This window comes from Aestuariibaculum scopimerae, from assembly GCF_059428085.1.
Genome location: NZ_CM182089.1, coordinates 507,749 through 520,837, shown reverse-complemented (window position 1 = coordinate 520,837; position 13,089 = coordinate 507,749). Strand labels below are relative to the sequence as shown.

The 13,089-nt window shown below is 36.0% G+C and carries 14 protein-coding genes; 12 read left to right on the top strand and 2 right to left on the bottom strand.

All coding sequences use genetic code 11. From position 1 onward, the window contains the following. The 8 genes from ykgO to eno all read left to right on the top strand — a co-directional run bounded on the left by ykgO (nt 1) and on the right by eno (nt 6,170). Nucleotides 1–117, top strand: coding sequence for a type B 50S ribosomal protein L36 (gene ykgO, locus AC5SR4_RS02455; RefSeq protein ID WP_013305171.1), 117 nt, complete (start codon nt 1–3; stop codon nt 115–117). A gap of 77 nt (nt 118–194) precedes the next feature. After that, nucleotides 195–569, top strand: a complete 375-nt coding sequence (gene rpsM / locus AC5SR4_RS02450; protein WP_495357953.1) for a 30S ribosomal protein S13 — start codon at nt 195–197, stop codon at nt 567–569. Between the two features lie 96 nt (nt 570–665). Further along, nucleotides 666–1,058, top strand: a complete 393-nt coding sequence (gene rpsK / locus AC5SR4_RS02445; protein ID WP_495357952.1) for a 30S ribosomal protein S11 — start codon at nt 666–668, stop codon at nt 1,056–1,058. A gap of 154 nt (nt 1,059–1,212) precedes the next feature. Then, nucleotides 1,213–1,818, top strand: coding sequence for a 30S ribosomal protein S4 (rpsD, locus tag AC5SR4_RS02440; protein ID WP_495357951.1), 606 nt, complete (start codon nt 1,213–1,215; stop codon nt 1,816–1,818). Between the two features lie 99 nt (nt 1,819–1,917). Then, entirely contained in the window at nt 1,918–2,910 is a 993-nt protein-coding gene (locus tag AC5SR4_RS02435) for a DNA-directed RNA polymerase subunit alpha (RefSeq protein ID WP_495357950.1), read from the top strand. Between the two features lie 146 nt (nt 2,911–3,056). Beyond that, on the top strand, nt 3,057–3,536 hold the full coding sequence (gene rplQ, locus AC5SR4_RS02430; RefSeq protein ID WP_495357949.1) for a 50S ribosomal protein L17: 480 nt from the start codon (nt 3,057–3,059) through the stop codon (nt 3,534–3,536). An 86-nt stretch (nt 3,537–3,622) separates the two neighbouring features. Beyond that, complete coding sequence (gene carA, locus AC5SR4_RS02425; RefSeq protein WP_495357948.1) at nt 3,623–4,726, top strand: glutamine-hydrolyzing carbamoyl-phosphate synthase small subunit; 1,104 nt, start codon at nt 3,623–3,625, stop codon at nt 4,724–4,726. Nucleotides 4,727–4,880: 154 nt separating this feature from the next. Continuing rightward, on the top strand, nt 4,881–6,170 hold the full coding sequence (gene eno, locus AC5SR4_RS02420; protein WP_495357947.1) for a phosphopyruvate hydratase: 1,290 nt from the start codon (nt 4,881–4,883) through the stop codon (nt 6,168–6,170). A 98-nt stretch (nt 6,171–6,268) separates the two neighbouring features. On the opposite strand, the gene AC5SR4_RS02415 is transcribed toward eno, so the two are convergent. Next, entirely contained in the window at nt 6,269–6,985 is a 717-nt protein-coding gene (locus AC5SR4_RS02415; RefSeq protein ID WP_495357946.1) for a LytR/AlgR family response regulator transcription factor, read from the bottom strand. A 3-nt stretch (nt 6,986–6,988) separates the two neighbouring features. Continuing rightward, nucleotides 6,989–8,038, bottom strand: a complete 1,050-nt coding sequence (locus AC5SR4_RS02410; protein WP_495357945.1) for a sensor histidine kinase — start codon at nt 8,036–8,038, stop codon at nt 6,989–6,991. Nucleotides 8,039–8,266: 228 nt separating this feature from the next. Here AC5SR4_RS02410 and AC5SR4_RS02405 point away from each other — a divergent pair, with 228 nt between their 5' ends. The 4 genes from AC5SR4_RS02405 to AC5SR4_RS02390 all read left to right on the top strand — a co-directional run bounded on the left by AC5SR4_RS02405 (nt 8,267) and on the right by AC5SR4_RS02390 (nt 13,000). After that, nucleotides 8,267–8,671, top strand: a complete 405-nt coding sequence (locus AC5SR4_RS02405; protein WP_495357944.1) for a MotA/TolQ/ExbB proton channel family protein — start codon at nt 8,267–8,269, stop codon at nt 8,669–8,671. Nucleotides 8,672–8,994: 323 nt separating this feature from the next. After that, a complete protein-coding gene (locus AC5SR4_RS02400; RefSeq protein ID WP_495357943.1) occupies nt 8,995–10,857 on the top strand; it encodes a hypothetical protein in 1,863 nt (620 codons plus the stop codon). 55 nt (nt 10,858–10,912) lie between these two features. Then, entirely contained in the window at nt 10,913–12,328 is a 1,416-nt protein-coding gene (locus tag AC5SR4_RS02395; RefSeq protein WP_495357942.1) for a glycoside hydrolase family 28 protein, read from the top strand. A 216-nt stretch (nt 12,329–12,544) separates the two neighbouring features. After that, nucleotides 12,545–13,000 carry a GNAT family N-acetyltransferase gene (locus AC5SR4_RS02390; RefSeq protein WP_495357941.1) on the top strand — a complete coding sequence of 152 codons (456 nt, stop codon included), beginning with the start codon at nt 12,545–12,547 and terminating at the stop codon, nt 12,998–13,000. Nucleotides 13,001–13,089: the final 89 nt, after the last annotated feature.

Below are 13,089 nucleotides of genomic sequence, written 5' to 3'. Positions count from 1 at the left end.
ATGAAAGTTAGAGCATCCGTTAAGAAAAGAAGTGCCGATTGTAAAATCGTACGTAGAAAAGGTAGACTTTACGTTATAAACAAAAAGAATCCTAGATTTAAACAAAGACAAGGTTAAATAGACATTAGTCATTAGACCTTAGGTGTTAGACAATACACTAACCTCTAAAGTCTAGAAACTAGAAACTAGAAAATATGGCAAGAATTGCAGGTGTAGACATACCAAAAAACAAAAGAGGAGTAATTTCTTTAACTTATATCTATGGCATAGGTAAAAGTAGAGCAAAAGACATATTAGCACAAGCTAATGTTGACGAAAGTATTAAAGTTCAAGACTGGAACGATGACCAAATCAGTAGCATTCGTGAAGCTGTAGGTGCATTTACCATTGAGGGTGAGTTACGTTCTGAAACCCAATTAAACATTAAACGTTTAATGGATATTGGTTGTTACAGAGGTATCCGTCATAGATCTGGGCTTCCTTTAAGAGGACAACGTACCAAAAACAACTCAAGAACAAGAAAAGGTAGAAGAAAAACTGTTGCTAACAAGAAAAAAGCAACGAAATAATTAGTCATTAGAGTTTAGTAGTTAGATGAATCTGTTTGAAATAGCAATGTTTAGGATTCTAACAACTAAAAACTAGCAACTATAAACTATATAATAATGGCAAAGACAAATACTAAAAATACTAAGAAACGTAAAGTTATAGTAGATTCTGTAGGAGAAGCGCATGTTACTGCTTCTTTCAACAACATTATCATTTCATTAACCAACAAAAAGGGCGATGTTATCGCTTGGTCATCTGCTGGTAAAATGGGATTTAGAGGTTCTAAGAAAAACACGCCTTACGCTGCTCAATTAGCTGCTGAGGATGCTGCAGCTGTTGCACAAGAGGCAGGCTTAAAGAAAGTAAAAGTGTATGTTAAAGGACCAGGTAATGGTAGAGAATCTGCTATTAGATCTATACATAATGCTGGTATTGAAGTAACTGAGATTATTGATGTTACTCCACTTCCACATAACGGATGTAGACCTCCAAAACGCAGAAGAGTTTAACAAATGTAGAATGCAGAATTTAGAATTATGAATAATCTATTCTGAATCCTGAATTCATAATTAACAAAAACAAGTATCAACAAGAGGCAAACGGTTATCGAAGGATAAGATTAAGACCTTAATTCATAACCACTCTTAAAAACAACAAATTAAAATGGCAAGATATACTGGTCCTAAAACTAAAATAGCTCGTAAGTTTGGAGAAGCTATTTTTGGAGACGATAAGTCTTTTGAAAAAAGAAATTACCCTCCAGGTCAACACGGTAACAACCGCAGACGTGGAAAAAAATCTGAATATGCAATCCAATTAATGGAAAAGCAAAAAGCTAAATATACCTATGGTATTTTAGAAAGACAATTTAGAGGGTTATTTAAAAAAGCTAGAGCCGCACAAGGTATTACCGGTGAGGTTCTATTACAACTTTGTGAATCTAGACTAGATAACGTAGTATTTAGAATGGGTATTGCACCAACTAGAAGTGCTGCAAGACAATTGGTATCGCACAGGCATATAACCGTAAATGGAGAATTGGTAAATGTACCTTCTTACTCTTTAAAAGCGGGCGATGTTGTTGCTGTAAGAGAAAAATCTAAATCATTAGAAGCTATCGAAAGATCCTTATCTAATTCATCTCAAGTTTACGAATGGATTACATGGAATGATGATACAAAGCAAGGAACTTATGTTTCTGTTCCAGCTAGAATTCAAATTCCAGAAAACATAAACGAACAATTCATCGTCGAATTATATTCTAAATAATAAATTAATAATATTGGTATTTGGCTAAAGGGTTTATTTGTATTTCTTCAAACTTATAAACCGCGCAACTAAATAACAATTAAAACGAAGAACAAAAGTATGGCAGTATTTAATTTTCAAAAGCCCGACAAAGTAATCATGATTGATTCAACAGATTTTGAAGGCAAATTCGAATTTCGCCCTTTAGAACCTGGTTATGGATTAACAGTAGGTAACGCACTAAGAAGAGTTTTACTTTCTTCATTAGAAGGATTTGCCATCACATCAGTTAGAATTGAAGGTGTAGATCATGAGTTTTCAGCAATTGCTGGTGTAGTTGAAGATGTTACAGAAATCATCTTAAACTTAAAACAAGCACGTTTTAAGAGACAAATTGATGATATAGACAACGAATCTGTATCTATTTCAATTTCAGGACAGGAGCAAATCACCGCTGGCGATTTCCAAAAGTTCATTTCTGGATTCCAAGTATTAAATACAGAATTAGTAATCTGTAACTTAGATCCTAAAGTAAACCTAAATATGGAAATTACCATTGAAAAGGGTAGAGGTTATGTGCCTGCAGAAGAAAACAAAAAAGCTGCTGCACCTATAGGTACTATTTTTACGGATTCTATCTATACACCAATAAAAAATGTTAAGTATAGCATTGAAAACTATCGTGTAGAACAAAAAACAGATTACGAAAAATTAGTTTTCGAAATCATTACAGATGGTTCTATTACGCCACAAGATGCTTTAACCGAGGCGGCCAAAACATTAATTCACCACTTCATGTTATTCTCTGATGAGCGTATTACATTAGAAGCTGATGAAATAGCACAAACTGAAACATATGACGAAGAGTCGTTACATATGAGACAGTTACTTAAAACTAAGCTAATCGATATGGATTTATCCGTTCGTGCGCTTAACTGTTTAAAAGCTGCAGAAGTAGATACTTTAGGAGACTTAGTGTCTTTTAATAAAAATGATTTAATGAAGTTCAGAAACTTTGGTAAAAAGTCCTTAACAGAGCTAGAAGAGCTAGTAAACGTTAAAGGCTTAAATTTCGGAATGGACTTAAGCAAATATAAATTAGATAAAGACTAAAGATTGATGATTTACGATTTTGGATTGACAATTGTTCAAATCTAAAATCGTAAGTCGTAATTCTAAAATCGTAAATTAATATTAACCCATCATAGTTTGCTCCCTTATAGTAGGTATCGTAGCAAGATGATGAAAACAAAAATGTCATGAGACACGGAAAAAAAATAAATCACTTAGGCAGAAAAGCAGCACATAGAAAGTCTATGTTAGCTAATATGGCCTGTTCTTTAATAGAGCACAAGCGTATCAACACAACAGTTGCAAAAGCAAAAGCATTAAAGCAATTTGTTGAGCCCATGATAACAAAGTCTAAAGAAGATACAACGCACAACAGGCGTATCGTAATGTCTCGTTTAAGACAAAAAGAAGCCGTAACAGAGTTGTTTAGAGAAGTAGCGGCTAAAGTTGCCGATCGTCCAGGAGGTTACACAAGAATTATTAAGCTTGGTAATCGTTTAGGAGATAATGCAGATATGGCTATGATAGAGTTGGTAGATTACAACGAACTTTACAATGCTGGTAAACCTGCTAAAAAATCAACCCGTAGAAGTAGAAGAGGTGGTAGTTCTAAACCAGCTGCAGCTCCTGCTGCTGAAACGAAAGCAACGAACGAAGAGGAAGAATAAATGTTGATAAACGTTTAACATATAAAGGATAAACTATTTTAGTTTATCCTTTTTTTTATGCAATTTTGCAAAACTTTAAACAACAAATGAAATATCAAAAACGACAAAAAGCCATCATTCTTCTAGCAGATGGTACTATTTTTTACGGAAAAGCAGTAGGAGGTAAACAAGGAACTGCATTTGGTGAAGTATGTTTTAATACTGGAATGACAGGATACCAAGAAATCTTTACAGATCCTTCTTATTTTGGACAGTTAATGGTAACTACCAACGCGCATATTGGTAACTACGGTACCAATGCAGAAGAAGTAGAATCCAATTCTGTTAAAATAGCAGGGCTTATCTGTAAAAATTTTAGCTATGAATATTCCAGAGATGCAGCCGATAGTTCATTACAAGAGTTTTTAGATAACAATAACCTCTTGGCCATTTCAGATGTAGATACTAGGGCTTTAGTAAGCTATATTAGAGATCATGGCGCCATGAACGCCGTTATTTCTACTGATGTGGACAACATTGAAGGACTAAAAAAGCAATTGGCTGAAGTTCCAAACATGGAAGGCTTGGAATTGGCATCAAAGGTATCTACTAAAGAACCGTATTATTTTGGTAATGAGAATGCTACCTATAAAGTGGCGGCGCTGGATATTGGTATCAAAAAGAATATCCTTCGTAATATAGCCAAGCGAGATGCTTATATAAAAGTATTTCCGTACAACGCCAAGTTTGAAGATTTAGAAGCTTTTAAACCAGATGGTTATTTCCTATCTAACGGTCCTGGAGATCCAGAACCGCTGTTAGATGCTCAAGCCGTAGCCAAAGAAATAATAAAAAGAGACTTACCATTATTTGGTATTTGCTTAGGTCATCAAGTTATTGCCTTGGCCAATGGTGTATCTACCTATAAAATGCACAATGGCCACCGAGGTATTAACCACCCTGTAAAGAACATAAAAACAGGAAAAGGTGAAATAACCTCGCAAAATCACGGATTTGCCGTGAATAGGGAAGAAGCCGAAGCGCACCCCGATTTAGAAATCACACATGTTCATTTAAACGATCATACCGTAGCAGGATTGGCCATGAAAAACAAAAACTGCTTTTCGGTACAATACCACCCCGAAGCGAGCCCTGGGCCACATGACTCGTCTTATTTGTTTGATCAGTTTATAGAGCGTATCAAAAAATAATCCCAACAGAACAGCCTCAAAAACATAGTGTTTTTGAGGCTGTTTTATAAACTAAAACGTTATAGAAAGTATTTTAACAAATTCTTTAAAAACATCTTAAAATAAATAAGATTTAGCCGTAAATTTGAAATATTAAAAGTAAAAACAATCAATTATGAGTGTAATAATTAATATCCATGCAAGACAAATTCTAGATTCAAGAGGGAATCCTACCGTTGAAGTAGATGTTGTTACAGAGAATGATGTATTAGGGAGAGCTGCAGTACCTTCAGGTGCTTCAACAGGAGAACATGAAGCCGTAGAATTACGCGATGGAGGTAAAGCATATATGGGGAAAGGGGTTTTAAAGGCCGTTGAGAATGTAAACAATATTATTGCTCCCGAATTATTGGGTGTTTCTGTTTTTGAGCAGAACTTAATCGATCAGATCATGATTGATCTAGATGGAACAAAAAATAAATCAAAGTTAGGTGCCAACGCTATTTTAGGTGTTTCCTTGGCAGTGGCAAAAGCAGCAGCAGGCGAATTAAATCTGCCACTATACCGCTACGTAGGTGGTGTATCGGCAAACACCTTGCCTGTACCCATGATGAACATTATTAATGGTGGATCACATAGCGATGCGCCCATTGCCTTTCAAGAGTTTATGGTTATGCCAGTAAAAGCCAAAAACTTTACACATGCCATGCAAATGGGAACAGAGATTTTCCATAATCTTAAAAAAGTATTGCACGATAGAAACTTAAGTACAGCCGTAGGAGATGAAGGTGGTTTTGCACCTACATTGGATGGTACAGAAGATGCCATAGAAACCATAGCCAAGGCTGTTGAAAATGCAGGTTATAAGTTTGGTGATGAAGTAAAAATAGCATTAGATTGTGCTTCGGCCGAGTTTTATGTTGATGGCAAATACGATTACACCAAATTTGAAGGCGACACAGGTGTAGTAAGAACCAGTAAAGAACAAGCCGATTACTTAGCAGAATTGGTTGCAAAATACCCAATTATTTCTATTGAGGACGGTATGGATGAAAACGATTGGGATGGTTGGAAATACCTAACCGAATTGGTTGGCGATAAAGTACAATTGGTTGGTGATGATTTATTTGTAACCAATGTAGAGCGTTTATCCAGAGGTATTGAGAACGGTATTGCCAATTCCATACTTATTAAAGTAAACCAAATAGGAACGTTAACAGAAACCATTGCGGCCGTTAATATGGCCCACAATGCTGGATATACTTCGGTAATGTCGCACCGTTCTGGAGAAACAGAAGATAACACGATAGCCGATTTAGCCGTAGCCTTAAATACGGGACAAATTAAAACAGGGTCGGCTTCACGTAGCGACCGCATGGCCAAATATAACCAATTGCTTCGTATAGAAGAAGAATTGGGAGAGGTTGCTTATTTTCCTCAGGAAAAAGCATTTAAAGTTAAGTAACAGTTAAATAGCAAATCCTGATATAGGGGTTAAAGTTTAAGATGGCGCGGATTAAAAGTCTGCGCTTTCGCGTTTTAGGGGTTAATTAATGATAGAAGCTAGAATTTATCTAAAATACCCAAGACCTCTTTTTTGTAACTTCGGCTTATTGATAACGATTTGTTGTTAATAATAATTTCTTCGCTTGTAAACGATTCGATATTTTTCAAAGCTACAATGTATGAACGGTGTATCCTTAAAAACTTATTACTTGGTAGCTTACCCTCAATGGTACTAATTGTTTCCCTTGTAACAATAGCTTCATTAGGTAAATGTATTTTAATATAATCACTATAGCTTTCAACATAGCTTATATTCTCAAAATCTATTTTCACCATTCTTCTGTCTGCTCTCACAAACATAAAATCATTACTAGCTATCTGTTCTGTCTCTATACTTTTACTTAGGGAGTAAATTTCAAAATAATTATTTATGGCTTTTAATAGCCTATCAAAAGATATCGGTTTTAACAGATAATCCACAGCTTGCAATTCAAACCCTTCAACAGCATAGTCCCTATAAGCTGTAGTAAAGATGATTTTAATGTTTTTATTGATGGATTTAGCAAAAGAAATCCCGGATATATCGGGCATATTGATATCCAAAAAAATCAAATCAGTAGGATGCTCCCTTAAGCCGTTTAAGGCGTCAATAGCACTGCTATAGCTACCAACAACGCTAATGTTTGGTATTTTGGACAGATGGGTTTCTATAATGTCTCTCGCTATAGACTCATCATCCACAATCATGCAGGATATGTTATTTTCCAATGTCACTTATCAATCAAGCTTTAATTTTAATGCTATTTTAAATATAGCATTTTTGTTTTCAATAGTTAAAGTATACTTGTTGTAATATAACAAGTCCAAGCGCTTTTTTATATTTTCTAAGCCAATACCTTTAGATAATATTTCTGTTTTAGGAGCTGTGTTTTCAATATAAAACCAAAGCATCGGGTTTTCGTATTTTAACTCAGTTTTAATGCTGAGCTTTCCATGTTTTATGGTTCCATGTTTAAAAGCATTTTCTACAAAAGGCAGTAAAAGCATGGGAGCAATTTTTAAATTTTCAGAAATATTATTGACTGTAAAATGCACGTCCAGTGTATCATTAAAGCGCATTTTTTCTAGTTCCACATAATCATTAATATGGTCTATCTCTTCCTTCAGTAAAACAAAAGGTTTGTCCGCTTGGTATAATAAATAGTCCAGTAAATTTGAAAGCTTTAAAATCATTTCGGGGGTCTCATTGGCCTTTTTCAAAGCAAATCCATACAAGGTATTTAGAGTGTTAAATAAAAAATGTGGATGAATCTGCATTTTTAAATAATTCAGTTCCTGTTCTTTCAACTTCAGTTGTGTTTCTAAAATTTTTGTTTCCAGTTTTTTGGTTTCTTCACTATGCTTTAAATTCAGTTTCAACAATTTAAAAGCGCTTACAATAATAACAACCAAATACACTGCAATGGCAACAAACACTAAGTTTTTACTAATGGGCGCCATGTTGGAATATTGAAAATTTGAAAGATATACAAGTCCGAAAAAAACTGAAATGACTATTAAATAAGTTGAAATAATTAGGGTGTAAAAGCTGTACAGCACAAAAAGCGAGTAGCGCTTAGTTATAAGATAATCTGGGATAAGTTTATAAATGGATACGTATGTAGTTGCAATGGTAATAGGCATTAAAAACAACGAAAAGGAAAGTACATAGTTAAAATCATGCGTGTTAAAACCAAAAAAATAGGTGTAAAAAAAGAGCACAGCACACCAAAAAAGTGTGTGTAGTGCCAGTTGGCCTATTTTATTTAAAATGTATTTTATTATCATACAATCATGGTGTTATACAATATTAATACATTTTTATTGACTACACTGGTTTTGTAGACGGACGACGGTTTTAGTATGTGTTTTAACATTTGGTTAAAAAAGTTGTTAAATGGGTTATCCGTCGCATTTTTGTTTTTTGGGTTTAAATGAGCTTTAAGTTTGTGTTGTATTTAATTAACTACTATTAAGAATAAAACTATTCACAAAAAAACAATAAATTTATACATTATGATAGCAATTACACTTTTACAGAACCCCAACCTTTTTACAGAACTATCAAAACGCTTTAACGAAGGCGGTCCTTTTTTTATGTCTCTTATTTTAATATGCTTTATATTGGCATTCGTATTTTTGTCCCTAAGTTTTTACCATTTAAAAGGCCATCCAGATAAATCCGGGAAGATGTTAGGTTTGGCATCCGAAATGAGTATTTTAGGATTGGTACTGGGGCTTCTGGGGTCTATTATTGGTATGGTCCAAGCTTTTGATGCCATAAGTGCCTTAAGTAATGTTAGTAGTAGCATGATAGCCGGTGGGCTAAAAGTATCATTCTTAACCGCACTTTTCGGAGCTATTACGTTTATTTTACCAAGAATTGGTATTATTGTTATTAAAGGGCTGCAAAAAAGTTAAAGTAAGGATTGTTTAGAAAAACAGGTAAATATACAACCCTTTGCACAAGCCTCTAATTTTATAAAAGTAAGATACACAAGCTCTATTAAGCGAAGTTATAACTTCGCTTTATTTTTTGAACATAGTTTATTCTTCATTAAGCAAACACAAAAGCGTCCTATTGGGTATATCTACGATTAGTAAAAAACCTTAAGATTTACACACCCCATAGTACAGGACGCTTAAAATTAACCTAATGAATATATTTGGTTAAATACCCGATAAATAATCAGTAACTATTACAGCTTATAGGAACTTTTTGTTTTAACCCTAACTAAGAATAAATGAAGAAATTAACAAAACAATTGGTCATTACACTATTTGTTATAGGCACAAGTTTAGTTAAACCAGTAACCACAGGAGCACAAAGCCTAAGCTTGGAGGAATTTGAAGCATATGCTATCCAGGCCAAAGAAGCTGGGTTTACACATGTTAAAATCACTTATGATATTCCACTTTCAACATGGCAGTTTGATACGCCCAACGACCCCTATCCCACATGGTATGTCTTTAGACCATCTTTGTTGAAGATATTTCCACCAAAAAAGCTTCAGCCTTATGTGGATATGGAATACGCCAAGAAAATTATAGATTTGTTTAAGGCCCGAAATGAAATTTTACGGCGTCACGGTCTCAAAGCCTATTATAGAATGAATGAGCCCCATGTAATGCCTGAGGCTTTTTTTGAGGCCTATCCCTTGTTGAGAGGCCCTAGAATAGACCAAGTAAACCGTTCCCGTACGGCGCGTTTTGCCCCTTGTGTGGACCAACCAGAGGTGTTGGATATGTACAAGGAGGCTATGCAGCGTTTACTTGAAACACTTCCCGAGGTAGAAGTGTTTGATGTTGTGACTACAGATTCTGGTTCAGGCTTATGCTGGACGCATGGATTATACCCTGGTATAAACGGGCCTGCCCACTGCGAGCATCGTACAATGGCGGATCGTATGCAGGGATTTATGAAAGCATTAAGTGAGGGGGCCAAGGCAGCAGGAGCAGATATACAATTTAACATGTACGGGATACCCCCTAGAGAATGGATGCTTGCAACTTTTGAAGACCCAAAGCGCATTGCCGAAGGATTTCCTGATGGCTTCTCATTAGATGGTTATAAAAATTCGGGTGAACGTATAAAATGGCGTAGGCCAAGCGATGGTTATGAGTTTGATCCACCCATTCTTGGTGTGCCCAACCCAATAGGTATTGCAAAAGGCATAGTGGCAGACTTAGAGCATGCTAAGTTGGGCGCACCGTTAGGCGCTAAATTTCCACTATTACCGGGCTTGGATTTTAAATTTAAGTTACAGCAAAAATTAAAAGAAACATCTCCCAAAAATTCCACAGAAATTAAGGTTGTTCTTAGGGCGTTTGCAAGTGAGCTTGCAGGAGAAAATCATGCAGACGACCTCATGACGGTATGGGAAGGCATACACGGTTCGGCCGAACATTTAAGCAGTCTTAATTTTGGGTCTATACTCCAAATGGGTAATCTTTTTGCCCGTTGGGTAAACAGGCCAATGGTTCCATTTCCAGAAGAACTGACGGAAGAAGAGAAAAGCCATTATCGTCCTTATTTGTTTCAGGCTAAAGGAGAAGCCCAAGCCAATAACCTTATTGATACACAGGCCATGCTTATGTACCAGGGCTATGGTGCACGGCTTTTGGTACAACGTGTTACCGAGTTGGCATTATCAGATTTAGACAAGGCCCGTAAGGCCACCACACGTTTAATAGAAGGCGCTGCTAATGAGGTACATAAGAAACGTTGGATATTATTAGACAAAAGATTAGCTGTAGCAGAAAGTTTTATTAAATCGGCAGATAATATGGTTGGCTACCAGGCTTTACTGGATTTGGCTAAAAAGGATGACGAAAAGCCAGAGCCAAACCCAGTACTGGGAGCTCGTGGGTCTTGGAAAAGACAGGAATTGATACGGTTGGCCCGTAATGAAATAGAAAATACAGCCAACCTTAGAGAACTCCTTTTAAGTACAAAGGAACCACTAATCTATACAGCACCAACCCCAGAACAGGAAACGATTATGACGCTATCGCCCAACCTTACAGACCAATTAAAGAAGAAGATCGATATTATGAACCGCAAATGGACAGATTACAAGCGTTTATTTACCCAGCCTAATCCTTAAATCTCTAAAGGCGAGATAATAAAAGCACGGTTAAAACTAAACTTAAAGTATAAAAATGAAAGTTTCCAATTTAATAATTTCCATTGCGGTTGTTACATGCCTTTTTATGGAATTTCAGGTAAATGCACAGGTGTACAATGTAATAGACTACGGTGCCATTGGTGATGGTAAAACCCTAGATACCCATGCCATTCAAAAGGCTATTAATGCTGCAGCAAAAGTAGGTAAGGGCGCCAGGGTACTTGTGCCCGAAGGCCACCATTATTTAATTGGAACGCTTGAGCTTAAAAGCGGAATTGACTTTCACCTGCAAGGCGATGCCCAGTTGGTTGTAAGTGACAACCAAAAAGACTATTCAGGCGGGGCGGCCATCGTTGCCTATCAAGCCGATAGCCTTAAAATATCAGGAACAGGCCGTATAAATGGCCGATCTAAAGCATTTATGTCACATTATGAAGCAGAAAATGAGTGGTGGATACCAAAGCAATGGCGCCCTCGTTTATTGATTCTTACCAAGTGTACCAATCTTGAAATTAGGGACATTACACTGTTTAAAGCGCCTTCCTGGAGTCTTCATATGTTAGCCTGCGAGAACGTTTTAATAGATGGTATAAAAATAAAGAACGACTTAGATGTACCAAACTGCGATGGTATCGATCCAGACCATTGTAGAAATGTGGAAATCCGAAACTTTGACATAACCTGTGGAGACGACGCCATCGTAATAAAAACCACAGGACCAGAAAAACAGGGTAATCAAGAAAAAGTATATGGACCTTCAGCCAACATATGGGTTCATGACGGGGTTATCGAAACGCAAGACTCTGGGGTTAAAATAGGAACAGAAACCACCCAAGATATTTATAATATTGTTTTTGAACGTATAGATATTAAAACCAGTGTACGAGGCATGGGCATTCAATTAAGGGATGAAGGCAACATATACAATATTGTATTTAAAGACATTACGTTCAATTCCCGATATCAGTCAAATCCTTGGTGGGGGCGTGGTGAGGCCATTTCCTTTACAGCCATTCCTCGCCATCCAAACAAAGCAGTGGGGAAACTTTACAACATTCTTGTAGAAAATGTTAAAGGGGTAGCAGAAAACAGTGTGCGTATAAGTGGCAGTAAAGAAAGCCGGATTAATAATGTGCAATTTAATCATGTAGATGTTACCATGAACCGATGGACCAAATATAAAGGCGGTTTGTTCGATAACCGCCCTACCACAGCTTACCCAGATATAGAAACAGCTAAAAATCCGGGAATACATATTCGGTTTAGCGACAACGTTACCATTAATAATTCCAGTATTAGCTGGGGAGATAATCTCCCAGATTATTTTACAAATGCTATAAAGGCACATGATGTTTCCAATTTAAAAATTATAGCATTTAAAGGCCAAGCGGCCCACCCAGAAAAGCATAAGGCCATCGATGTTCCAGAAGGCACCATTGAAATTGATTAAATAACAATTACTAGCATTCCAATAGGTAAAGTGCCATAAGCCAATATGTTATGCCAAAGAAAGCCAAGCGTTTTCGAGAAATAGTTTTACTTTTAATTATAATCATTTAATTTGTGTCAAAAGTTTCTGTTGTCTAGAGCATTTATAGCGGCATACAACTATAATTAATGTATAACAAGTTATACTTAATTAAAACAAAAACTCAGAATTTAAATAATGATAGAAAAACTTCAAAACAGTAAGATAGAGGTTTCCAAACAAATGTACTCTATTTTCCAATCGTCATATGCTATCGAAGCCAAGTTGTTAAATGCAACTGATTTTCCACCACTCAAGCGCCCCCTAGATAGTTATCAAAAAAGCGATAATTTGTTCTTTGGATATTTTGAAAATAATGAATTAGCTGGAGTTATTGAGATTGAAAATAACAGTACATGCACAGATATAAATAGTTTAGTGGTAAGTCCAATGTTTTTTAGGCGCGGTATAGCAAGAAAACTACTGGAGTTTGTTTTTAATAACTTTAGCTCTAAGCTTTTTGTTGTAGAAACAGGAGTCAATAACAAACCAGCGACCGAATTATATAAAAAAATAGGTTTTAAGGAAGTCAAGCAATGGGATACAGACTTTGGAATTAGAAAAGTATTATTTGAACGGCGTATTAATAGTTAAGGCAGTAACAGCTTTCCCTTTTAATTAAGTAACTTGTTTTCCATAAATTGGGTGCGTTAAAATCCGTAATTTTACACGCTAACCATTGC